This is a genomic window from Streptomyces silaceus (assembly GCF_001419745.1).
GTDB lineage: Bacteria > Actinomycetota > Actinomycetes > Streptomycetales > Streptomycetaceae > Streptomyces > Streptomyces silaceus.
The window spans coordinates 1-22,389 of the sequence record NZ_LIRJ01000020.1; the positions used below are offsets into that span (position 1 = coordinate 1).

At 74.3% G+C, this 22,389-nt stretch carries 20 protein-coding genes and 2 pseudogenes; 16 read left to right on the plus strand and 6 right to left on the minus strand.

The features are described from left to right. The 5 genes and pseudogenes from AOK22_RS01845 to AOK22_RS01860 form a co-directional block, all read left to right on the plus strand. On the plus strand, positions 1–1,622 hold a 1,622-nt coding region (locus tag AOK22_RS01845), incomplete at its 5' end, for an outer membrane protein assembly factor BamB family protein (RefSeq protein ID WP_157872152.1). 128 nt (positions 1,623–1,750) lie between these two features. After that, entirely contained in the window at positions 1,751–1,987 is a 237-nt protein-coding gene (locus tag AOK22_RS01850) for a hypothetical protein (protein WP_055696751.1), read from the plus strand. Then, a pseudogene (locus tag AOK22_RS01855) lies at positions 1,987–4,308 on the plus strand (heavy metal translocating P-type ATPase); the annotation flags it as partial. The gene AOK22_RS01850 and the pseudogene AOK22_RS01855, both read left to right, overlap by 1 nt. 103 nt (positions 4,309–4,411) lie before the next feature. Beyond that, on the plus strand, positions 4,412–4,867 hold the full coding sequence (locus AOK22_RS40625; protein WP_244164666.1) for a copper chaperone PCu(A)C: 456 nt from the start codon (positions 4,412–4,414) through the stop codon (positions 4,865–4,867). A gap of 177 nt (positions 4,868–5,044) precedes the next feature. Next, positions 5,045–5,887, plus strand: coding sequence for an endonuclease/exonuclease/phosphatase family protein (locus AOK22_RS01860; protein ID WP_244164667.1), 843 nt, complete (start codon positions 5,045–5,047; stop codon positions 5,885–5,887). Between the two features lie 30 nt (positions 5,888–5,917). Here AOK22_RS01860 and AOK22_RS01865 read toward each other — a convergent pair whose 3' ends face one another. Then, complete coding sequence (locus AOK22_RS01865; protein WP_244164661.1) at positions 5,918–6,973, minus strand: Dyp-type peroxidase; 1,056 nt, start codon at positions 6,971–6,973, stop codon at positions 5,918–5,920. Between the two features lie 269 nt (positions 6,974–7,242). Between AOK22_RS01865 and AOK22_RS01870 the strand changes: the two genes are divergently transcribed. The 7 genes from AOK22_RS01870 to AOK22_RS01900 all read left to right on the plus strand — a co-directional run bounded on the left by AOK22_RS01870 (position 7,243) and on the right by AOK22_RS01900 (position 13,761). Beyond that, positions 7,243–8,076, plus strand: a complete 834-nt coding sequence (locus AOK22_RS01870) for a M55 family metallopeptidase (protein ID WP_055696753.1) — start codon at positions 7,243–7,245, stop codon at positions 8,074–8,076. Further along, on the plus strand, positions 8,069–9,448 hold the full coding sequence (locus AOK22_RS01875; RefSeq protein WP_079036275.1) for a M20/M25/M40 family metallo-hydrolase: 1,380 nt from the start codon (positions 8,069–8,071) through the stop codon (positions 9,446–9,448). The genes AOK22_RS01870 and AOK22_RS01875 overlap by 8 nt, the downstream gene beginning before the upstream one ends. Positions 9,449–9,474: 26 nt before the next feature. Next, positions 9,475–11,460 carry a S9 family peptidase gene (locus AOK22_RS42405; RefSeq protein ID WP_244164668.1) on the plus strand — a complete coding sequence of 662 codons (1,986 nt, stop codon included), beginning with the start codon at positions 9,475–9,477 and terminating at the stop codon, positions 11,458–11,460. After that, complete coding sequence (locus AOK22_RS42410; RefSeq protein WP_055696755.1) at positions 11,457–12,398, plus strand: S66 peptidase family protein; 942 nt, start codon at positions 11,457–11,459, stop codon at positions 12,396–12,398. The genes AOK22_RS42405 and AOK22_RS42410 overlap by 4 nt, the downstream gene beginning before the upstream one ends. 183 nt (positions 12,399–12,581) lie before the next feature. Next, a complete protein-coding gene (locus AOK22_RS01890) occupies positions 12,582–12,827 on the plus strand; it encodes a LapA family protein (protein WP_055696756.1) in 246 nt (81 codons plus the stop codon). Further along, a complete protein-coding gene (locus tag AOK22_RS01895) occupies positions 12,824–13,138 on the plus strand; it encodes a hypothetical protein (protein WP_055696757.1) in 315 nt (104 codons plus the stop codon). The genes AOK22_RS01890 and AOK22_RS01895 overlap by 4 nt, the downstream gene beginning before the upstream one ends. Before the next feature lie 50 nt (positions 13,139–13,188). Continuing rightward, complete coding sequence (locus AOK22_RS01900; protein WP_055696758.1) at positions 13,189–13,761, plus strand: GNAT family N-acetyltransferase; 573 nt, start codon at positions 13,189–13,191, stop codon at positions 13,759–13,761. Here AOK22_RS01900 and AOK22_RS01905 read toward each other — a convergent pair. After that, a complete protein-coding gene (locus AOK22_RS01905) occupies positions 13,736–14,077 on the minus strand; it encodes a DUF6204 family protein (RefSeq protein WP_055696759.1) in 342 nt (113 codons plus the stop codon). The genes AOK22_RS01900 and AOK22_RS01905 overlap by 26 nt on opposite strands. 94 nt (positions 14,078–14,171) lie before the next feature. On the opposite strand from AOK22_RS01905, the gene AOK22_RS01910 reads away from it, so the two are divergent. Together AOK22_RS01910 and AOK22_RS01915 are read left to right on the plus strand one after the other, a co-directional pair. Continuing rightward, positions 14,172–15,068, plus strand: a complete 897-nt coding sequence (locus AOK22_RS01910) for an arginase family protein (protein ID WP_055696760.1) — start codon at positions 14,172–14,174, stop codon at positions 15,066–15,068. A gap of 40 nt (positions 15,069–15,108) precedes the next feature. Further along, positions 15,109–17,082 carry a DUF5107 domain-containing protein gene (locus AOK22_RS01915; protein ID WP_208606360.1) on the plus strand — a complete coding sequence of 658 codons (1,974 nt, stop codon included), beginning with the start codon at positions 15,109–15,111 and terminating at the stop codon, positions 17,080–17,082. Positions 17,083–17,125: 43 nt separating this feature from the next. On the opposite strand, the gene AOK22_RS01920 is transcribed toward AOK22_RS01915, so the two are convergent. Then, positions 17,126–18,448 (minus strand): amidohydrolase, encoded by a 1,323-nt coding sequence (locus AOK22_RS01920; RefSeq protein WP_055696761.1) that lies wholly within the window; start codon positions 18,446–18,448, stop codon positions 17,126–17,128. A 62-nt stretch (positions 18,449–18,510) separates the two neighbouring features. Further along, complete coding sequence (locus tag AOK22_RS01925; RefSeq protein ID WP_079036277.1) at positions 18,511–19,851, minus strand: amidohydrolase family protein; 1,341 nt, start codon at positions 19,849–19,851, stop codon at positions 18,511–18,513. Between AOK22_RS01925 and AOK22_RS01930 the strand changes: the two are divergent. After that, positions 19,829–20,122, plus strand: a pseudogene (locus AOK22_RS01930) (winged helix-turn-helix domain-containing protein); the annotation flags it as partial. The gene AOK22_RS01925 and the pseudogene AOK22_RS01930 overlap by 23 nt on opposite strands. 7 nt (positions 20,123–20,129) lie before the next feature. Beyond that, positions 20,130–21,560, plus strand: a complete 1,431-nt coding sequence (locus AOK22_RS01935; protein WP_055696763.1) for a HAMP domain-containing sensor histidine kinase — start codon at positions 20,130–20,132, stop codon at positions 21,558–21,560. A 128-nt stretch (positions 21,561–21,688) separates the two neighbouring features. Here AOK22_RS01935 and AOK22_RS01940 read toward each other — a convergent pair whose 3' ends face one another. Then, entirely contained in the window at positions 21,689–22,036 is a 348-nt protein-coding gene (locus tag AOK22_RS01940; RefSeq protein WP_107101825.1) for a tetratricopeptide repeat protein, read from the minus strand. An 88-nt stretch (positions 22,037–22,124) separates the two neighbouring features. Further along, the coding region (locus tag AOK22_RS42415; RefSeq protein WP_244164663.1) for an SAM-dependent methyltransferase at positions 22,125–22,389 on the minus strand (265 nt) is incomplete at its 5' end.

The following is a 22,389-nucleotide window of genomic DNA, read 5'->3' on the forward strand; positions in this document are numbered from 1 at the left end:
GGTCCGCCGCGGTCGACGCGGAGATCCGGCGGTACGAGACCGAACTCGCCCGCGTCCTGGCGGCCACCGGACCACTGACCCCGCCCGCGCCCACCCGGCCCGGAGCCAGGAGGGCCGGGGCGACGTGCGCGGCCTCCGCGTCCCGGTGGCCCGGCGCGGCCCACGACCCCCTGGGCCCCTCGCCCGTCCCGAGTCCGCGCCCCCGGCGCAGGACCGTCACGGCCGTCCTCGCCGCCGCCGTGTCCGTGGGAGTCCTCGGCTCCCTTGGAGCACTGCGGCTCGGTGGCGACGGGGGCGACGCCCGCGCCGGCGACGCGAAGCCCGGGTCGTCGTCCCCGGCCGACGATCCGCGGCTCGGCGTCACGACGGCCGGATACATGGGCAGCCGTACCTTCCCCGTCGACCCGGCCGCCCGCCCCAAGGGCTGGCAGCCGTGGCGGACCAAGCTGGCCGGCCGCCCGTGGGACTGCGCCCTGAACTCCGAGGTCCTGGTCTGCCGCACCGTGTCCGGCGGCCTCGAAGCCGTCGGCGCGGCGGACGGCTCGCCCCGCTGGAAGGAGCCCGCCGCCACCCGCGACAAGCCCGAACGCGCGGCGGGGCAGGGCTCGTCCGTGCCCGGGGACGCCTCGGGACCGGTCCTCTACGGCGACCTCGTGCTCACGTACGAAGGGGGCATGGCGCGGGGGCGTTCCGTCCGTGGCGGCGCGGTGCGCTGGGAACAGCCGCTGCCGAAGGGCACCCGCGTCGGCGACGTGGTCCTCGGGGAGCGCACGGCCTTCTTCACGATCAGGGAGGCCGACGCGACCTCGGTCCACGCCTTCGACGTCACCAGCGGCAGGCCGCTGTGGCAGCGGCCCCTGGCCGGTCACCGGGCGGCCGGGGCCGGTGCGATGGGAGGGGCGGACGAGACCGGCGGAGCGGATGAGGCGGACGAGACCGACGAGGCGGGTGAGGCCGGTGCGGCCGAAGGGGGGCGGTTCGGCGCGCAGGCCTTCGCGCAGGGGCGGGTGATCGCCACCGCGAAGGGCGGCCTCACCGGATTCGACGCGCGCTCCGGGGACCCCGTGCGGTTCACGACGTCCAGCGGCGCCGACTGCCTGCGGGTGCGGGCCTTCGGAGCCGAGGTGCACTGCGGCCTTCGGAAGGGCGGCCTGGTCACCTTGGACGCCAAGAACCTCAGGGCCGTCGACGGCGCGAGCCCCGGCACGACGGCGGGCGGCGGCCCCGGGGCGCAGGAACTGGTCGAAGCGGGGGGCGCGATGTACCGCCTCGGCCCCGACGAGGACGGCACCCGCATCGAACTGCAGCCGCTGGGGGGCGGCGAGGCCGACGCGGAGCCGCGCACCGTCGGCACGTACCGCCCGTACAGCCCGCCGTCCGAGCAGTCGATCATCGGCAAGTACGCGGTCTACGCCGACGACTCCTCCCTCCATACCCTCCCCGTCGGCGGCGGCCCCGGGAAGAAGCACCGTGTCGAGGGCGCCCCGGGCGAACGGAAGGGCGCCGCCGACCCCACCGGCCTCGGCGGCCGGACGTGGCGGCCCCAGATCCTCTCGATCGGCGGCGCGCTCTGGCTCGCGTACGACGACGGCACCGTCATCTCCCTGGAACTGCCCTCCTGAGCGGCCCTTTCGGCTGTGTGGCCCGCGCCACGCGGATGCGCGGGAACCGGCCGCCCCGTCCGTCCGACTCCTGAAGCGGCGCGGTCCGTTCGGGGCGCGTCCTGGCACGACGCGACCGGGGAACGGTGATGACTGAGGACTCACGGCGGCGACGATTCCTGCCGCCGCCCGCGCTCTGCGGATTCCTGGTGCTGCTGGTGCTGGTCTTCGCGGTGTCGTACGCCGTGGGGAAGGCCGTCGGCCCCGTCGCACCCGGCATGCGGGAGAGCGTCACGGACTCCGGCGGGAGCAAAGGCGACGGCGACGGTGACGGCGGTCATGGCGACGGCGGTGGCATGGACGGCATGCACGGGAGCGGGCACTGATGGGCGCCGGAGCACTGGTCACCACCGACCTCGCCGTCACCGGCATGACCTGCGCGGCCTGCGTCAAGCGCGTCGAGAAACGGCTCGGGCGCCTCGACGGCGTCAGCGCGACCGTGAACCTCGCGACCGGCCGCGCCCGGGTCAGCCATCCGCCCGACGTGGCACCGGGCGTGCTGATCGCCGAGGTCGAGCGGGCCGGGTACGGAGCGGAGTTGCCCGAACCGGAGCAGGAGCGCGCCCAAGACGCGGCGGAGCCGGACGACGGTGACCCCGAAGCGGCCCGTGAACGGCAGCGTCTGCTCGTCACCGCGCTCCTCTCCGCGCCGGTCCTGGTCCTCTCCATGGCGCCCGCCCTGCAGTTCCGCAACTGGCAGTGGCTGTGCTTCGTGCTCGCCGCGCCGGTCGCCGCCTGGAGCGCGTGGCCCTTCCACGCGCGGGCGCTGCGCGGTCTGCGGCACGCCACGGCGACCATGGACACGCTGGTCTCGCTGGGCGTCACCGCGTCCTTCGGCTGGTCGGCGTACGCGCTCTTCCTGGGCGGCGCGGGCGTCCCCGGCATGACGATGCCGTTCAGCCTGCTGCCCACCGCGGGCGACGGCACCGCGCACGTGTATCTGGAGGCGGCCGTCGGCGTGCCGCTGTTCGTGCTCGCCGGACGGTTCCTGGAGGCGCGGGCCCGCCGGGGCACCGGGGCGGCGCTGCGCTCCCTCGCCGAACTCACCGTCAAGGACGTCGCCGTACGGGAAGACGGCGCTGAACGCCTCATCCCTGTGAGCGAGTTGGCCATCGGACAGGTCTTCGTCGCGCGGCCCGGCGAGCGGATCGCGACCGACGGTGTCGTCGTGGAGGGCCGCTCCGCGGTGGACCTGTCGCTGGTCACCGGCGAGAGCGAACCGGTCGAGGTCGGTCCCGGCGCCGAGGTGACCGGCGGCGCCGTCAACGCCGGCGGGATGCTGCTCGTCCGTGCCACGGCGGTCGGCGCCGGCACCCGACTCGCCCGCATCACACGGCTGGTGACGGAGGCTCAGGCCGGCAAGGCGCGTGCGCAGCGCCTCGCGGACGCGGTGGCGGGGGTGTTCGTGCCGGTGGTGCTCACGCTCGCCGCGACGGTGCTCGGCTTCTGGCTCGGCGCCGGCGCCGACCCGCAGGCCGCCGTCACCTCCTGCGTCGCCGTCCTCGTCGTCGCCTGCCCCTGCGCCCTGGGCCTCGCGACCCCCACCGCCCTGCTGGCCGCCACCGGCCGCGGCGCCCGCCTCGGCGTCCTCGTCCGGGGACCGCAGGCCCTCGAAGCCCTGCGGCACATCGACACGGTCGTCCTCGACAAGACCGGCACCCTCACCTCCGGGCACATGGGCGTCACCGCGGTCACCGCGCGACCGGACGGCATCGGACCGGAGGCGGCACTGCGTCTGGCGGGCGCCGTCGAACAGGGCTCGGAACACCCGCTGGGCCGCGCGATCACCTCGTACGCGCGACGGAACCCGCCCGGCCACGCGCGAGGGAATCCGCCCGACCGCCCACTGCCACCGGTCCGTGACTTCCGGGCGGTGACCGGCTGGGGCGTACGGGGCCGGGTCGACGGGCACCTGGTCGAAGTCTGCGCGCCAGGCGATGAACTGACCGCCGACGACCACCGGATGCCCCTGCCCGGCGACGAGCCGGCCGGGACGCTCGCCCGCGCCCTGGCCGGCGCCGAAGGCTCCGGCCACACCCCCGTCCTGGTCCGCGTGGACGGCGTGCCCGAGGCGGTGCTCGCGATCGGCGACCCGGTGCGGCCCGGGAGCTACCGCGCCGTCGACCGGCTGCGGCGCCTCGGCGTGCGCCCGGTCCTGGCCACCGGCGACCGGGAGGCCACCGCCCGCGCCGTCGCCGCGCACCTCGGCGTCGACGAGGTCCATGCCCGTCGCACCCCCGAGGACAAGGCCTCCCTCGTAGGGGAGCTGAGGGAGCGGGGCCGCCGCGTCGCGGTCATCGGCGACGGCGTGAACGACGCCGCCGCGCTGGCCCGCGCCGACCTCGGCATCGCCATGGGCACCGGCACCGACGTGGCCATGGGAGCCGCCGACGTGACGCTCGTGCGCGGCGACATCGAGGCCGTCGCGGACGCGGTCCTCCTGGCCCGGCGCACCCTGCGCACCATCCGCGGCAACCTCCTGTGGGCCTTCGGCTACAACGCCGTCACGGTGCCGCTCGCCGCGGTCGGCCTGCTCAACCCCATGGTCGCGGCGGCGGCGATGTCGGCCAGCTCCCTGCTGGTCGTCGGCAACAGCCTGCGGCTGCGCACCTGGCGCCCGGCACGCGGCCCGGCGCGGCGCGGCGCCCCCGAGCGGCAGCGCGGGGCGGTGCCCGGTGACCGGCGAACAGCACCCCTGGCGGCCGACCCGGCGCGCCCTGCGCGCCACGGTCCTCGCCGCCCTCGCGCCCGTGACGGCCTGTGCCGTCGCCCTCGGCGGGCCGGCCGCGTGGGCCCGGTCCGGCGCCGCGGGCAGCCCGCCCCGCGTCGAGGTCGCCCCCGGCACGGTCCATCTGCCGTACGGCGACCGGACGGAGACCGCGGCGTTCTTCCGCGTCGCCGACTCCGGTGGCGCCGACGACCGCTTGACGTCGGTGACGTCCCCTGTCCTCGACGAGGTGATGCTGGGCCGCCACGTGGCGGCGGGCGACGGGGCGGCCACGATGCGCACGGTGGACTCCGCCGCCGTCCCGGCCCGCGTGGGCCTCACCATGACGCCGCACGGGCTGGACATCATGGCCCGCACCCGTACCCGCACACCGCTGAAGGAAGGCGACCGGATCCCGTTCGTGCTGATCTTCCGCCACGGCGGACGGATCACGACGGAGGCGGTGGTGACCCGCCCGACCGCGATCCGGCCGAACTGACCGGAACCCGGCCGGGCCGCGCACCGGCCGCCGTATCCGGGGAGCGACGAGAACCGGCCCCACCGGCCGGACCGCCGACCGCCCCGCCGGCCACCCGTCCCATAATCTCGTCCACGGAGACGTCTTAGGATGCACACGCATCCACTTCGATGCGTGTGCATCCACTTCGAGGAGGCGATGGTGCTCGGACGGGGCACAGGGTTGCTCGCGGGCGCCATGACCGTGGCCTGCATGGTGCTCCTCGGCCCCAGCGCGCCGAGCGGCGCCCTCGTCGCGCAGACCCTGCCGGTTGACGCCGCCGACGGCGTCGTACCGAACCGCGTCATGACGTGGAACATCTGCAACCCCTGCGGGAGCGACAACAACGCGGGCCGGGCGGCGGAGATCGCCACGTACGCGCCGCAGGTCATCGGCATGCAGGAGGCGTGCGTACGGGACGTCGAGCGGATCCGCGACTACCTGAAGCGCTTCTACGGCCTCGACTACCACGTCGCCTACGGGTCGGTCCTGAACAACGGGGGCCGCTGCGGGGGATGGCCGTGGAACCCCGGCGCCTTCGGCCAGGCGATCCTCTCCGCGGCCCCGATGACGGACCGCGTCAACGTCGAGTACCCCGACGGCGGGTCCGAGGACCGCGGGTACATGGCCGTCACCACCGAGGTCGGTGGCCGGCCCGTCCGGGTCTTCAACACGCACTTCGCGCAGCGGCGTCAGGAAGAGGTCCGGGCCCGCCAGGCCGCCGTGCTCGCCAAGGAGGTCGCCCGGCACGACCGGGCGATCGTCCTCGGCGACTTCAACGCCGTGCCGTACGCCCCCGAGCTCGCCCCGATGTGGCAGGTGGCCACGGACACGGACCCGGGCTGCCGCCCCTCGGACGCCGCTTCCTGCGCGCCGACCACCGACTGGCGGAGCAAGTTCGACTACGTCTTCCTGCGCGGCGTCGCCCCGCTCCGGCACGCCGTGCGCCCCAGCCCGTACTCGGACCACGACATGCTCCACGCCGACCTGGACCCGCTCTGACGGACAGCGGGCGCACCCCGGCGGGCCGGGTCAGGCCAGCCGGTCACCCAGATCCTCGCCCCGTCCGGGCGCGGGCAGGACGTAGCCGACCGCCGACGCGCGATGCTCGGTGAAGGCGTTCATGGCGTCTCTCTCGGCCAGCCGCTGCTGGACGCGGACGAAGAGTTCCGGGTTCCGCATGAAGGCGATGAAGAGCAGCCCCTTGTCGTGGCCCCCGTCGTCGTAGGAGTAGCCGCGCCGAAGCATCCGGGCCCCGTCGTCGAACCGGGAGTGCGCCAGGCGGAGATGGGCGTCGGCGGGGATCACGTAGCGGCCCTGCGGGGTCTTGGCGTCCAGGTCGGCTTCGTCGCGTTCCGTCCGTCCGCCCAGGGGTGCTCCGTCGGCGCGGGTCCGGCCGATCACCTCCTCCTGGCGGCCCCGGGGCAGTGCCGTGAAGCGGTCGACGTCCATGCGGATGCGCCGGTAGACGAGGTGGGTGCCGCCGTTGCCGTCCCACACCCAGCGGGCCAGTTCGTCCCCCGTGGGGTTCTCGGTGCCGTCCTTGAAGCGGAAGAGGTTGCGCGGGGTCTCGTGGGCGGCGTGCGGAGGCAGGAACCCCTTCTGCCGCCAGCGCACGCCGAAGGCGTCCTTCGCCTGAGCGGTCAGGTGTGCGGCGGCGCGGCGGCAGACGAGCGGGTCGCCCGCGCACAGCTGGACCACGAGGTCACCGCCGCAGCGCCGTTGCTCCAGCCGGTCGCCCGGGAAGCCGGGAGGTTCGCGCAGGCCGGCCGGGGCGGGCAGGTCCAGCTTGCGATAGAGGTCCGGTCCGACGGCGACGGTCACCGTCACCCGGCCCGTCGGGGGCTTCGTCCATGCGGCGAGCGTGCGGCGCACGGCGTCCACCGCCCTGCCCCTGCCCTCGGCGTGCAGGTCGTAGGCGGCCAGCAGGACGTGACGGGGCTGCGCCTCCGCGATGCCGGCCTGGACCCGACGCCCCGGACGCTGGTCGTCGGGGCGGGGCGAGCGGGATGCGCAGCTGCCCGCGCCGGCCAGCGTGGCGGCCGTGGCGAGCAGGGAGCGGCGGGGCAGGGACGGGGGAGCGGTCACCGGTACTCCTCGCAGGGGGGCACGCCATCGTGGGCCGGTACGGCAGGCATGACGGTACACGTTCTGACATGAAGTCAGTTGTTGCGAAATGTCATGTATTGCCATCTTTTTGGCGTCGCCCGAACGGCCGCCCGGCCCGAATGGACCTCACGGCCCTGCCACGGCCCGGGGCGACGTCGCGCGGCGTCGGCCACGACCCGCCGCCCGACCGAACCTCCTTCACTCCGTCTCTTGGGAAGATCCCTCGCCGACGCGTAACGTGAAGCGGCATGAAGATCCTCATCAGCGCCGACATGGAGGGCGCCACCGGAGTGACCTGGCCGGCGGACGTGCTGCCGGGCACCGCGCAATGGGAGCGGTGCCGGGCGATGTTCACCTCGGACGTGAACGCCGCCGTGCTGGGTTTCTTCGACGGCGGCGCCGACGAGGTGCTCATCAACGAAGCGCACTGGACCATGCGCAATCTGCTGCTGGAGCAGCTGGACGAACGGGCCGAGATGCTCACCGGCCGGCACAAGTCCCTCTCCATGGTCGAGGGGGTGCAGCACGACGACGTCGACGGCATCGCGTTCATCGGCTACCACGCGGGCGCCGGCATGGAGGGCGTCCTCGCGCACACCTACCTCGCCAACCAGATCACCGGGGTCTGGGTCAACGCCGTACGCGCCAGCGAGGGGCTGCTCAACGCGCACGTCGTCGCCGAGTACGGCGTCCCCGTGGTGCTCGTCACCGGCGACGACCTGGCCTGCGAGGACGCCCTCGGCTACGCGCCCGGCGCGCTGAAGGTCGCCGTCAAGGACCACGTCTCGCGGTACGCGGCGGTCTGCCGCACCCCGGCGCGCACCGCCGCGGACATCCGCGGCGCGGCGAAGGAGGCCGCGGCGCTCGCCGTACGCCATGAGCCGGTGGCCGCCGGTCCGTTCACGATCGAGGTGGAGTTCGACGCCGAGCACCTGTCGATGGCCTCGACCGTCGTACCGGGCGTGCGCCGTACGGGGGAGCGCAAGGTGGCCTACGACAGCGAGACCATGTACGAGGGGATCCGTACCTTCAAGGCGGTTACGACGATCGCCTCTGCCGCCGTGGAGGAGCAGTATGGGTGACCAGAGCCACAGCCAGCGCCAGAGCCGGGAGAACGAGGGGCAGGTGGACGACGACCACTTCGACGCGCGGGCGCTCGACGAGGTCGTCACGTTCACCTCCGAGCTCATCCGCATCGACACCACCAACCACGGCAGCGGTGACTGCCGGGAGCGCCCCGCCGCCGAGTACGCCGCCGAGCGTCTCGCCGACGCGGGCCTCGAACCGACGCTCCTGGAGCGCACGCCGGGACGCACGAACGTCGTCGCCCGCATCGAGGGCACCGACCCCGGCGCGGACGCGCTGCTCGTCCACGGGCATCTGGACGTCGTGCCCGCCCAGGCGGCCGACTGGAGCGTCGACCCGTTCTCCGGTGAGGTCCGCGACGGCATCGTCTGGGGCCGGGGCGCCATCGACATGAAGAACATGGACGCGATGATCCTCGCCGTCGTCCGGCGCTGGGCGCGGGCCGGCGTACGCCCCCGGCGCGACCTCGTGATCGCCTTCACCGCGGACGAGGAGGCCAGCGCGGAGGACGGCTCCGGGTTCCTCGCCGACCGCCACGCGGCGCTCTTCGAGGGCTGCACGGAGGGCATCAGCGAGTCGGGGGCCTTCACCTTCCACGACGGCCGGGGCAACCAGATCTACCCCATCGCGGCGGGCGAGCGCGGCACCGGCTGGCTCAAACTGACCGCGCGCGGCAAGGCGGGCCACGGCTCCAAGGTCAACCACGCCAACGCGGTGAGCCGGCTGGCCGCCGCCATCGCCCGCATCGGCGAGCACCGCTGGCCGGTGCGGCTCACCCCGACCGTGCGGGCCTCTCTCGTCGAACTGGCCACGCTGTACGGCCTGGAGACCGACCCCGAGGCACCCGGGTTCGACGTGGACGCCCTCCTGGAGAAGCTCGGCACGACCGCCGACCTCGTCGCGCCGACCGTCCGCAACAGCGCCAACCCGACGATGCTCCAGTCCGGTTACAAGGTCAACGTGATCCCCGGAGAGGCCGTGGCCTACGTCGACGGGCGCTTCCTGCCCGGCGGCGAGGACGAGTTCCGTCGCACGCTTGACCGGCTCACCGGCCCTGACGTCGACTGGGAGTTCCACCACCGCGAGGTGGCGCTGCAGGCTCCGGTCGACTCGCCGACGTACGCGCGCATGCGGGCGGCCGTCCAGGAGTTCGCGCCGGAGGGCCACGTCGTGCCGTACTGCATGTCGGGCGGCACGGACGCCAAGCAGTTCTCGCGGCTCGGCATCACCGGCTACGGCTTCTCGCCGCTGAGGACACCGGAGGGTTTCGACTACCAGGCGCTCTTCCACGGCGTCGACGAGTGCGTCCCCGTGGACGCCCTGCACTTCGGTGTCCGAGTCCTCGACCGCTTTCTGCGTACGGCCTAGGGAAAATGGGGGAAGTAAAGGACATGATGCAGACCCGGGCGTACGGATCATGGCCGTCACCGATCGACGCGGAACTCGCGGCCGCCCACGACGGCTCCCCGGGATACGTGGGGTTCGTCGGGGGAGAGACCTGGTGGACGGAGCCCCGGCCCACCGAGTCGGGGCGGCGCGCGCTGGTGCGCCGGCTGCCCGACGGCGAGGAGCGCACGGTGCTCCCCGCGCCGTGGAACGTGCGCACCCGCGTCGTCGAGTACGGCGGGCGCCCCTGGGCCGCGGCCGAGCGCCCCGACGGACCGCTGCTCGTCTTCGCGGACTTCGCCGACCAGCGTCTGTACGCGTACGAGCCGGACGCCCCCGGCGCCGCACCGCGCCCCCTGACGCCCGTCTCCGCGGTGGGCGGCGGGCTGCGCTGGGCCGATCCGGTGCTCCGCCCCGAACGGGGCGAAGTCTGGTGCGTCCTGGAGGAGTTCACGGGCGAGGCGCCCACCGACGTGCGCCGGGTCATCGCCGCGGTACCGCTCGACGGCTCGGCGGCCGAGGACCGCGGCGCGGTGCGCGAACTCTCCGACGGCGCCCACCGGTTCATCACCGGACCCCGGCTCTCGCCCGACGGCACCCGGGCCGCCTGGATCGGCTGGGACCACCCGCGCATGCCGTGGGACGGCACCGAACTCGTCGTCGCCGACGTGCGCGAGGACGGCACCTTCGGCGCGCCGCGCGTCGTCGCGGGCGGCCCGGAGGAGTCGGTCGCGCAGGTCGAATGGGCCCCCGACGGACGGCTCCTGTACGCCAGCGACCGCACCGGCTGGTGGAACCTGTACCGCACCGCCCCGGACGGCGACGCGGCCCCGGAGCCGCTGTGCCCCCGCGAGGAGGAGTTCGCCGGGCCGCTGTGGCAGGTCGGCCTGAACTGGTTCGCGCCGCTGGACAGCGGACTGATCGCCGTCGTGCACGGCAAGGGCGCCACCGCGCTCGGCATACTCGACCCCGAGACCGGCGAGGTCGTGGACGCGGCGGGCCCCTGGACGGAGTGGGCCTCGACCGTCGCCGCCGAGGGCCCCCGCGTGGTCGGCGTCGCCGCGAGCCCGCGCAGCGCGCCCGAAGTGGTGGAACTGGACACCGGCACCGGCCGCGCCCGCGTCGTCGGCGCAGCGCACGCCGACCCGGTGGATCCCACGTACTACCCGGAACCCCAGATCCGCACGTTCTACGGCCCGGCCGGACGCGAGATCCACGCGCACATCTACCCGCCGCACCACCCCGGCCACGTCGCGCCCGACGACGAACTCCCGCCCTATGTGGTGTGGGCGCACGGCGGCCCCACCGGCCGGGCGCCGCTCGTCCTCGACCTCGCCATCGCCTACTTCACCTCGCGCGGCATCGGCGTCGCCGAGGTCAACTACGGCGGCTCCACCGGGTACGGCCGCGCCTACCGCAACCGGCTGCGCGAACAGTGGGGCATCGCCGAGGTCGACGACTGCGCGGCCGTCGCCCTCGCGCTCGCCGACGAGGGCACCGCCGACCGGGCCCGCCTGGCGATCCGCGGCGGCAGCGCGGGCGGCTGGACCACCGCCGTCTCGCTCACCGGCACCGACGTCTACGCCTGCGGGACGATCATCTACCCCGTCCTCGACCTCACCGCGTTCGCGTCGGGCGAGACCCACGACCTCGAATCCCGCTACCTGGAGTCCCTCGTCGGCCCCCTCGCCGAGGTGCCGGGGCGCTACGCCGAGCGCTCGCCGGTGGCGCACGCCGAGCGGATCACCTCGCCGTTCCTGCTGCTCCAGGGGCTCGACGACGTGGTCTGTCCGCCGGCCCAGTCCGAGCGGTTCCTCGCCAGGATGGAAGGGCGCGGCATCCCGCACGCCTTCATCGCCTTCGAGGGGGAGGGCCACGGCTTCCGCCGCGCCGACACCATGATCCGCGCGCTGGAGGCCGAACTCTCCCTGTACGCGCAGGTCTTCGGGCTCAACCTCGCCGGCCGCGTACCAACCCTGGAGCTCGCCAAGTGAGACCCCTGGCACGGCCCGCGCGCCTCGGTCCGGGCGCGCGGGTCGCCGTCGTCGCGCCCAGCGGTCCCGTCCCCGAGGACGCCCTCGAAGCGGGCCTCGACCTGCTGCGCGGCTGGGACCTGGAACCGGTCGTCATGCCCCACGTCCGGGACCGCCACGAGGAGTTCGACTACCTCGCGGGGAGCGACGCCGACCGGGCCCGCGACCTGGAACGGGCCTGGTGCGACCCGACCGTCTCCGCCGTGTTCTGCGCGCGCGGCGGATACGGTGCCCAGCGGATGGTCGACCTCGTCGACTGGGCGGCGCTGCGCGCGGCGACCCGGGCCGCCGGGCCCAAGGTGTTCCTCGGCTACAGCGACATCACCGCCCTGCACGAGGCCTTCGCCACGCGTCTGGGGCTCGCCACCCTGCACGGCCCGATGACCGCCGTGACCGACTTCCTGAAGAACGCGCGGGCGCAGGAGCACCTGCGGACGACGCTCTTCACGCCGGAGGACGCCCGGGTGATCCCGGCGTCACCGGGCGCGGCCGCCCTCGCCGGAGGCCGGGCCAGGGGCGTCACGCTCGGCGGCTGCGTGTCGCTGCTGGCCGCCGAGCTCGGCGTGCCCGGGGCGCGGGCCTCCGCGCGCGGAGGCCTGCTGTTCCTGGAGGACATCGGCGAGGAGCCGTACCGCCTGGACCGCATCCTGACCCAGCTCCTGCGCTCGGGCTGGCTGGCCGGTGTCGCCGGGGTCGCGCTCGGCTCCTGGGTGGACTGCGGGCCGTACGCCGAGGTCAGGGCGCTCTTCGCCGACCGGCTCGGCGGGCTCGGGGTACCGGTGGTCGAGGAGTTCGGGTTCGGGCACTGCGAGGGGGCGCTGACCGTGCCGTTCGGGGCGGCCGGCGAACTGGACGCCGACGCGCTGACCTTGACGCTGGACGAGCCCGCGCTCGTGTGAGGGCGGGCCCGGCACCGTTCGGCACGCCGGGCGGCTCCCGCCCGGTGCCCCGGCCGCCCGCCCGTCACCCGCATGGCCCAGCACCCCACCCGGGGGAACCGCCCACCGTGCGCGAACGCGCACCGCTGCCCATGCTGGGGACCGGGGGAGGCCGGACGTACCTCCGACGGAAGGGTCCACACCATGAGCCCCAACACCTCGACGGGCGGCTCCAAGAGCGGCGGCCCGGGCGGCGGGCTGATGACGCCCGGCCGGGTGGCCGTCGCCGCGGTCGCCGTCCTCACCCTGATCTTCATCTTCGAGAACACCCGCAGCACCAAGATCCGGCTGCTGATCCCCGAGGTGACCCTGCCCCTGTGGATGGCACTGCTCGGCACGGCGCTGATCGGTGCCCTGTGCGGGGCCTACTTCGTCCGGAGGCGCAAGTGAACGTGCAGCTCAAGCGTGCCGGAGTGGTCGTGGGCGGCGCGGCCGCCGCGACCCTCATGGCCGTCACCACGGCGACCGCCGCGGGTCCGCCGCTCCCGGACTTCCGCGGACGGGGCCTGATGCACGTATTCTCCACCGTCGACTACCGCACGCGCGTCGACGTCCAGGACGCGAGCGGCTTCCACCGCCACGTCCTGTGGCCGCTCAACTGGAAGGTCTGCACCCAGTCGCCGGCCCCGGGCCGGCAGCTGGGCGGCGGCACGCTCACGATCGGCGTCGTGAAGAAGGAGGAGAGGTGCCCGGCGGCATAGCCCCGGCAGCCGCCGCGCCCGTCCGCGCGGGCAGTGGATAGCGTGGCCCGATGCCCGACAGAGCACGTCATCTCGCCGAAGGCCCCCGCGTGGGGATACGCCACTTCACGTACGGGGACGGCGCGGAGTTCACCGCGCGCGCCCGCGAGAGCCGGGAGCTGCACCGCCCCTGGCTCTTCCCGCCGGCCGAGGAGCGCACCTACCGGACGTACGCCAAGACGCTGATCGAGGACCCGGCGAGGGCCGGGTTCCTCGTGTGCGAGCGCGACAGCGGCGCCATCGGCGGGTTCATCAACGTCAACAACATCGTCCACGGCGCCTTCCGCTGCGGCGCCCTGGGCTACGGCGCCTTCGCGCACGCGGCGGGGCGCGGCCTGATGTCCGAGGGGCTCGGGCTCGTCCTGACGTACGCCTTCGAAGAGCTCGACCTGCACCGCCTGGAGGCCAACATCCAGCCGGACAACGCCGGTTCGGTGGCGCTGGTGCGGCGTGCGGGCTTCCGGCGCGAAGGGTTCTCGCCGGACTTCCTCTTCATCGACGGCGCCTGGCGCGACCACGAACGCTGGGCGATCACCGCCGGCATGGCACGGCCGCCGGTCAGCGGCGCGACGGCTTCCGGTTGATCTTCATGGTGTCCATGTCCGTCACCGTGGACCGCAGCCCGCCGAAGCCGTGCCCCAGCGCGGCCAGCAGCCCCTCCGCCCGCTCCTCGGCCAGCGCCCCCGCCATCTCCTCGCCGTCCTCGGCGTCGGAGACCACCACGAAGCGGTACGAGAAGTGCTTGAGCGCCCGGTCGTAGGTGAGCGAGCCCTCGGGCGTGAACCTCATCTGCGTCAGGCCGTGCTCCTCGACCTCCGCGAGGAGCGTGGCCCGTGAGGCGTCCGTGAGGCCCTCGAAGGTCCCCCGGACGATCACCCGGTAGGTGTGCTGCGTTCCCATGGTCCGATCCGCTCTTCCCGTCCGGCGGCGCCGCGGCACCGCGATCGAACAAAGTCGTTGAAAACGGCAGCCTACGTCGCCGAGGATGATCCGCATGCGGAATATCGTGGTCGTCGACGCCCCCTCCAACCTGGGCCTGCGCCCGCCCGCCCCCGGCACCGTGCCCGGCGTCTACAAGCTCGCCGGAGCGCTGCGCGAGCGGGGTGTCCCGCGGCGCCTCGGCGCCCTGGAGGGCGGGGTCGTGGTGCCGCCGCGCTACGACCGGGGCGACTGGCAGGAGGGCGACGGCGTCTTCAACGCCGCCGCGATCGCCGCGTACACCGTCAAGCTCGCCGACCGCATCGAACACCACGTGCGCGCCGGTGACTTCCCCGTCGTGCTCGGCGGCGACTGCTCCATCCAGCTCGGCGCCGCGCTCGCGCTGCGCCGCGTCGGGCGGTACGGCATCGCGGCCGTGGACGGCTCCGCGGACTTCCGTCACCCCGGCAACTCCGACCGGATCGGCGCCGCCGGCGGCGAGGAGCTGGCCCTCGCGACCGGCCGCGGACAGGACGACCTCACCGACATCGAGGGACTCAAGCCCTATCTGCGCGACGAGGACGTGCGGCTGTTCGGGATGCGGGACGACGACGAGGACCGCGCCGAGTTCACCGAACTGAAGATCTCCAACGCCACCGTCGGCGAGATCCGGGAGTGGGGTCCGCGGGAGATCGCGCGCGCCGTCGTGCAGACGCTCGAAGTGCCCGTGCTCGACGGCTTCTGGGTGCATCTGGACGCCGATGTCCTCGACCCGTCCGTGATGCCCGCCGTCGACAGCCCCGACGACGGAGGCCTGCTGCCCGACGAACTCCTCGCGCTGCTGCGGCCGTTGGTGAACTCGCCCCGCTGCGTGGGCCTCAACGTCACCATCTACGACCCCGACCTCGACCCGGACGGCACGGCGGGCGATCTCCTCGCGGATCTGGTCGTGGGCGCTTTTGCGCAATCCTGACCTGGGAACCCTCTGGTCGTGGCCGCGGTGACCGTGTTCCATGGTGATCGTGAAGACCACCGTGCGACGCGACGTACTGACCCTGCCCGCCGCCGAGTCGGGACCCGAGAACCCGCTGCCTCCGCTGCTGCCGCTGCGGCACGTCCACACCCTGGACGAGCGCGACAAGGAGGGCCTGCCGCGTGACATGGCCCGCCAGCTCGGGTACGAGCCGCTGAGCTCACCGCTGCCCACGCGGGTCCTCGACGGCTTCGGGCGCGAGCGCACCGAGACGCGGCTCGACGTGATCGTCGTCGAGAACGACCGGCTGCGGGTCACGGTGCTGCCCGGCTACGGCGGCCGCGTCCACTCCCTGTTCCACAAGCCCACCGGGCGCGAACTGCTCTACCGCAACCCCGTGCTCCAGCCCGCGGCGTTCGCGCTCAACGGCGCCTGGTTCTCCGGCGGCATCGAGTGGAACATCGGCGCCACCGGCCACACCACGCTGTCCTGCGCGCCCGTCCACGCCGCCCGCGTGACCGGGCCCGACGGCGGCGAGATGCTGCGCCTGTGGGAGTGGGAGCGGCTGCGCGACCTGCCCTTCCAGGTGGACCTGTGGCTGCCCGAGGACTCCGACTTCCTCCACGTCGGCGTCCGCGTCCGCAACCCGCACGAGAAGCCCGCGCCCGTCTACTGGTGGTCCAACATCGCGGTGCCCGACGACCGCAGGGTCCTCGCCCCGGCCGACGAGGCCTGGCGGTTCGCCTACCCCGGCGGACTGCGCAAGGTGCCCGTGCCGGAGTACGACGGCGCGGACCGCACCTACCCGCTGCGCAGCGAGTACCCCGCCGACTACTTCTACGACGTGCCGGACGGCGAGCGGCGGTGGATCGCCGCGCTCGACGAGGCCGGGCACGGGCTCGTCCAGACCTCCACCGACCTGCCGCGCGGCCGCAAGCTCTTCCTCTGGGGCACCGGTACCGGCGGGCGGCGCTGGCAGGAGTGGCTGACCGAGCCGGGCACCGGCGGCTACGCGGAGATCCAGTCGGGCCTCGCACGCACCCAGCTCGAACACGTACGCCTGGACGCCGAGGCCGAGTTCAGCTGGCTGGAGTCGTACGGCCCGCTGTCGGCGCCCGCGGACCGGGTGCACGGCGACTGGGCCGAAGCGCGCGGCGAGGTGGCGGCACGGCTCGCCGAGGCGCTGCCGCGCCGGGACGTCGACGCCGCCTACGAGGCGTGGCTGGCCCGCGCCGACACCGAACCGGGCGAGGTCCTCGCCGTCGGCTCGGGCTGGGGCGCGCTCGAAGTCCTGCGCGCCGAGTACAAGCTGCCCGGCACGCCCTTCGACGAGTCGGCCCTCGGCCCCGAACAGGAGCCGTGGCTGGAGCTGTTGAACACCGGCGCGGTGCCCGAGCCGCGCAAGGTCGCGCCGCCCGGACCGACGCTGGTCTCGCCGCACTGGCGCGACATGCTGGAGACGGCGCCCGCGCGGCCGCTCGCCGAGTACCACCTGGGTGTCGCCCAGTGGCACGCGGGCGACCGCGCGCAGGCGGTCCGCAGCTGGGAGCGCGGCCTGGGACTCGCGCCCTCGCGCTGGCCGTTGCTGCGGTGCCTCGCCGTCGCCGACCGCGCGGAGGGCAACACCGAGCGGGCCGCCGACCGGTACGCGGAGGCCTTCGACGACCTGTGCCAGGAGCGGCGCGACGAGGGGGCCGCGTGGACGGCGGCGACCGCCGCGCTCGGCCGCGAGGCGATCACGGCGCTGCTGGACGCGCGCCGGCCGGAAGCGGCCCGTGAGGTCTGGAACCGGCTGCGCGAGGCCACCCGCGCCGAGGGCCGCTTCCGTCTCCTGGAAGCCCAACTCCTCTACGCGGAGGGCGACATGGACGCCGTCCGCGCCGTCTTCGAGTCCGGCTTCGAACCGGCGGACCTGCGCGAGGGCGCCGAGGAGCTGGGCGATCTGTGGGCCGCCGCGACGGGTGAGGAGATACCGGAGCGGTACGACTTCCGGATGCGTCCGCCGCAGGAGTGAGCCGGGGCGGTGCGGCCCGCGCGGGCCGCACCGCCGCGTCACGTCAGACCAGCTTGCCGTCGCGGGCCACGACCCGGCCGCCGTGCACGACCACGTCCCGCTGCGGCATGTCCACCACGACCTGGGGCAGGCACTCGGCCTTCACCAGGACGAAGTCGGCAGGGGCCCCGGGGGAGAGGTCCGCGCGGCGCAGGCCCATGACGTCCGAACCGCCGTGCGCGCCCACCTCGAAGCAGTCCGTGAGCTCCTGGTCGAGACGGACGTCGGTCACCCAGCCGAGGATGTGCGTGCGGTGGAACATGTCCGCGTTGCCGAACGGGCTCCAGGAGTCGCGCACGCCGTCCGAGCCGAGCCCGACCCGCACGCCGTGCTCGTGCAGCTTCGCGATGGGCAGGACCAGCGACTCGTTCGGCGCCACCGTCGTCAGCGAGATGTCGAGGTCGCCCAACTCGGCGGCCATCTTGTTCAGTTCGGTGTCGGAAAGGTTCGGCAGGCAGAAGACGTGGCTGACCGTCACCTTGCCGCGCAGCGACAGCGCGCGGGTGCGCTCCATGATGGCGCGCAGGACCTTCACGCCCTTCTCGTCGCGGTCGTGCAGATGGATGTCCACACCGATGCCGTGCCGGTCGGCGAGGCCGAAGACCAGGTCGAGCTGCTCGTCCATCGCGTGGTCGAAGCTGATCGGGTCGATGCCGCCGACGAAGTCGACGAGACCGGACCCGGCCGCCTCCTCCAGGAGTTCGGCCGTGCCGGGCGTACGGATCACGCCGTGCTGGGGGAACGCCACGATCTGGACGTCGAGCGCGTGCCGCAGCCGCTTGCGGGCCTCGGCGACGCCTTCGAGGCCCGCGAGGTCGTAGGCGGGGGCCACGTCCGCGTGGGCCCGCATCGCGCGGGTGCCGCGGGTCACGGCGTGCGCCATCAGGCCGTACGCGCGCTCGCCGACCGAGCGGGACTGGCTCTTGAACAGTTCCACGTCCTGGGCGACGTAGTCGGCGATGCCGCTCGCGGGCTTCCGCGAGATCCAGTCGCCGCCCCACGTCGTCTTGTCGGGGTGGATGTGCGCGTCCACGAGGGAGGGCAGCGCGATCCGGCCGCCGCCCTCGACGACCTCCGCGCCCTGGGGCGCCGGCTCGTCCGAGATCCGGCCGTCGACCACGGTGAGGTCCACGGGCCGCCTCGCGCCCAGCGGGCGTACGTCGCGGAAGACCACGGCCTTGGGGCGGTGCCCGGAGCCGTGGCCGCCGCGGTCGTCGTGGTCGCGGGTGTCGGCGTACGCGGCCGTGGCGCCGGAGGACAGGGTGGCGCCGGTGCCGGCCAGGGCGGCGGCGCCGGCGAGCACACCGCGGCGGGAGAGCGGGGTCATGGGAACTCCTTCGGTGGCGGGTGGTGCGGTGGACGGGGGCTTGGCTTCGGTGCGGGGGCGGCTCAGAGTGCGATGCCCGAACGCACCACGCGCACCGGCTTCTTGAGGACGCCGACGTCGGAGAGCGGGTCGCCGTCCAGGAGGACCGCGTCACCGGCGAAGCCGCGCGCCAGACGCCCCGCGCGGCCCTCGAACCCGAGCAGCTTCGCGGCACCCGTGGTGGCCGTGCGGATCGCGTCGAGGGCGGGCAGCCCGGCCTCGCGCATCAGCTCCACCTCGCGGCCGATGGGCGTGACGCGCCCGCCCGAGGAGTCGGTGCCCGCGGCCAGCGGCACGCCCAGCTCGTGGGCGGCGAGCACCGCGTGCTTGAGGGCCGGCAGATAGGTGCGGCCGCGCTCGGCGAGCACCGGGTCGGCGGACTCGGCGAGCCCGGCGATCGCGGTCAGGGTCGGCGTGAAGTACGTCCCCCTGCGCCGCATCTCGCGCAGCGTGCGCTCGCCGACGAACGCGCCGTGCTCCAGCGAGCGGATGCCCGCCATGACCGCGTCGTGGCAGCCCTTCTCGCTGTAGCTGTGGCAGAGCACGCCCTTGCCGCCGCGCCGGGCGGCCGCGACGACGGCGGACAGCTGCTCGCGGTCGTACACCTGGGCCAGCGGGTCCTGCTCGGGGAGCCCGGCGCGTTCGTTGACGCGGGTCTTGATGACGTCGGCGCCCCGGGCGAGGTTGATCTCGACGACGCGGCGCAGCGCCTCGGGCGAGCGCACGCCGTCGCGCAGCCGGGCGAGCGGGGTGAGGTCGGGGTCGGCGAGGACCGTGTCGCCGAGGTCGGGCGTGACGAAGACGCCGGCGGCGCGCAGCCGGGGCGCGAGCCGGGGTGCCTGGCGGGCCAGTTCGCGTACGGCGATGTCCTGGTAGAAGTTCGTCGAGCCACTGCGGGCGGTGGTCGCGCCCTGGCGCACGGCTTCGCGGGCCTCGGCCGCCGTGTTCAGGTGGATGTGCGCCTCGACGAGCCCCGGCAGGATCCAGCGGCCGTGCGCGTCGAGCGCCTCGACGCCGTCGGGCACCTCGGTCCGGCTCCGGGCGCCCGCCGCGCGGACGACGCCGTCGACGATGACGACGACCGCGTCCTCGGTGACCTCGCCGGTCGCGGGGTCCAGCAGGGTGCCGCCCTCGATGACGAGATCGCCCCCGGCGGCCTCCGGGCGGGAGCGGGAGGGGCGGGCCTCGGCCGCCGCGGCGCCCGGCGCGGCGGCGAGGAGCACGGCAGCGGACGACACCGCGGCCTCAAGAGACGACGTCGCGGCCTCAAGAGACGACCTCGCGGTCGAAAGGGGCGGCTTCGGGGCCGACGCCCCGGTCGGCACGGCAGAGGGCGGCCGGATCACGGCGGCCGATCTCCGCATCGACCCGCTGGACCGCCGCGTCTGGCGCGGCACCACCGAGATCGACCTCACCCGCACGGAGTTCGACCTGCTCGAACTCCTCGCCCGCAACAGCGGCATCGTCCTCGACCACCCGACCATCTACGACCGCATCTGGGGCTACGACTTCGGCCCGAGCTCCAAGAACCTCGCGGTGTACGTCGGATATCTGCGCCGCAAGCTCGACGTGGCGGGCGCCGCCCCGCTCATCCACACGGTGCGCGGCGTGGGGTACGTCCTCCGGGAGCCCTGAGCCGCCGATGCGCCTGCCCTTCCGCCGCCGCCTCCTGTTCCGGGCGCGCCGCTCGCGCACCAGTCTGCGCACGACGTTCGCCGTCTCGTTCGCGGCGGTCGCGGCCGTGGTGACGCTGCTGGTCGGCCTGATCGGCTACGACGCCGCGGCCCACCTCGTCCGCAGGGACCAGCAGTCCGTCTTCACGGAGGTCGTCGGCGACCTGCGCTCCCAGGTGCGCTCCCGTGACCTGGACGCCGAGGACTACGCGGCCGGTGACCTCGACCACGACGGCCTGCGCGACGGCCTGACCCGGCCCACCCGCGCCGACGTGCAGGTCCTCGCCGGGGGCGGCCGGATCGTCGACCAGGGCAGCCGCACACTGCCCGTCGGCCCGGTGGAGCAGGCCGTCGCCGCCGACGCCCAGGCGGGAAAGGTGGCACGGCGGGACATCGAGATCGGCGGCGAGGACTACCGCCTCGCCACCGTCGCGCTCGGCGGCGGGCGGGGCGCCGTGCAGGTCGCGCAGCAGTTCAGTGACACCGAGGACCTGCTCAAGGAGTTGCAGGACCGTACCGTCCTGCTGGCCTGCCTGGTGGTCCTCGCCGCCGGTCTGGTCGGCTGGTGGCTGGCCCGGCGCATCACCCGCAGACTGGTGCGTCTCGCGTACGCGGCGGAGGGTGTGGCCGCGACCGGCCGCGTCGACATCCAGGTGCCGGTCGCCGGCCGCGACGAGGTAGGCAGGCTCGGCCGCTCCTTCGACCACATGCTGGGCCGCCTCGCCCAGTCCGAGGACGACCAGCGCCGCCTGGTCCAGGACGCGGGGCACGAACTGCGCACCCCGCTCACGTCCTTGCGCACGAACATCTCGCTGCTGCGCCGCATCGACGAGCTGCCGCCCGACCAGCGAGCGGAACTCGTCGACGACCTGGCCGAGGAGTCGCGCGAACTGACCGACCTGGTCAACGAGTTGGTCGATCTCGCGGCGGGCGGCACCGACGACGGGCGTACGGAGGAACTGACGCTCGCCGAGGTCGCCCTGGAGGCCGCGGCGGCCGCCCGGCGCCGCACGGGCCGGCCCGTCACGGTCCGCACGACGGACGCGGACGTCTTCCACGGGCGGCCCGCCGCTCTCCAGCGCGCCGTCACCAACCTCATCGAGAACGCGGCCAAGTTCGACCGGGACGGCACCGAACCCATCGAGATCAGCGTCACGGGCCGCCGCGTCGCGGTCCTCGACCGGGGCCCCGGGGTGGCCGAGGCGGACGCGGACCGCATCTTCGACCGCTTCTACCGCGCCGCGGGCGCGCGCAGCCTGCCGGGCTCGGGGCTCGGCCTGTCGATCGTGCGGGACGTGGCGGCCACGCACGCGGGCACGGTGTTCGTCCAGGGGCGGCCCGGTGGGGGAGCGGTCATCGGGTTCACGGTGGGGGAGGGCGAGCGGCCCGGCGGGACGTGAGCCGCGTGGACCGCGCGGTGGGCCCCGCACGGCGAAACGGCGTGGGCCCCGCCGCCTTGGCAGGGCCCACGCCGTGGTGCGTGGTCTTCTTACGACTTCGCGAAGTCGCCTTACGCCGCGAAGCCGCCTTACGCCTCCGCGAAGTCGCCGCTGAGCGCGGCGGCCATCCGCAGGTGCGGCGCGGCGTCGTCGTGCCGGCCCTGCCTCTCCAGCGTCCGCCCCAGCATGAGCCGGGCGTAGCTCTCGACCGGGTCGAGCTCGATCACCTTGCGCAGCTCGGTCTCGGCGCGCACCAGCTGGGCCGAGTGGTAGTAGGAGCGGGCGAGCAGGAGACGCGGGGCGACCTGCTCGGGCACCTCGTCGGCCAGGGCGTCGAGGATGCGCGCCGCCGTCGCGTACTCCTTGGCGTCGAAGAACTGCCGCGCGCGCTCCCAGCGCTCCGCCGCCGTTCCGTGGTCGTAATACGTCATCTCCACTGTCTGCCTCCTTCGTGGCCTGCAACGACACCACGTAGTTGAATATTCCACGAGTGGTGCGGGGGCTTTCGGGAGGGGGCGAGGGCCGTCAGGGCTTGCGGGCCACCGCCCCGTACATCGCGATGGCGCGGTCGTCGACGCCGGCCTGCTCGGGGCCCGGGCGCCACTTGTGGACCTGGGTGACGCCGGGGTCCACGAGGTCCAGGCCGTCGAAGAACGAGGTGGCGGTGGCCAGGTCGCGCAGGGCCATGGGCATGCCCTGCCGCCCGTACTCCTCGGCCACCCGGCCGACCTCCTCGGGTGCGAAGTCCGCGGTGCCGATGGTCAGTGCCAGGAAGCTGCCCGCGGGCAGC

Bases quoted from the DNA above. Each gene is read 5' to 3' on its own strand.
- AOK22_RS01905 (WP_055696759.1), bottom strand. From the start codon at position 14,077: ATGGGAACGCAGCACACCTACCGGGTGATCGTCCGGGGGACCTTCGAG.
- AOK22_RS01850 (WP_055696751.1), top strand. From the start codon at position 1,751: ATGACTGAGGACTCACGGCGGCGACGATTCCTGCCGCCGCCCGCGCTC.
- AOK22_RS01915 (WP_208606360.1), top strand. From the start codon at position 15,109: ATGGTGATCGTGAAGACCACCGTGCGACGCGACGTACTGACCCTGCCC.
- AOK22_RS01860 (WP_244164667.1), top strand. From the start codon at position 5,045: ATGGTGCTCGGACGGGGCACAGGGTTGCTCGCGGGCGCCATGACCGTG.
- AOK22_RS01925 (WP_079036277.1), bottom strand. From the start codon at position 19,851: ATGCGGAGATCGGCCGCCGTGATCCGGCCGCCCTCTGCCGTGCCGACC.
- AOK22_RS01935 (WP_055696763.1), top strand. From the start codon at position 20,130: ATGCGCCTGCCCTTCCGCCGCCGCCTCCTGTTCCGGGCGCGCCGCTCG.
- AOK22_RS42405 (WP_244164668.1), top strand. From the start codon at position 9,475: ATGCAGACCCGGGCGTACGGATCATGGCCGTCACCGATCGACGCGGAA.
- AOK22_RS01890 (WP_055696756.1), top strand. From the start codon at position 12,582: ATGAGCCCCAACACCTCGACGGGCGGCTCCAAGAGCGGCGGCCCGGGC.
- AOK22_RS01920 (WP_055696761.1), bottom strand. From the start codon at position 18,448: ATGACCCCGCTCTCCCGCCGCGGTGTGCTCGCCGGCGCCGCCGCCCTG.
- AOK22_RS01900 (WP_055696758.1), top strand. From the start codon at position 13,189: ATGCCCGACAGAGCACGTCATCTCGCCGAAGGCCCCCGCGTGGGGATA.
- AOK22_RS01875 (WP_079036275.1), top strand. From the start codon at position 8,069: ATGGGTGACCAGAGCCACAGCCAGCGCCAGAGCCGGGAGAACGAGGGG.
- AOK22_RS01870 (WP_055696753.1), top strand. From the start codon at position 7,243: ATGAAGATCCTCATCAGCGCCGACATGGAGGGCGCCACCGGAGTGACC.
- AOK22_RS01910 (WP_055696760.1), top strand. From the start codon at position 14,172: ATGCGGAATATCGTGGTCGTCGACGCCCCCTCCAACCTGGGCCTGCGC.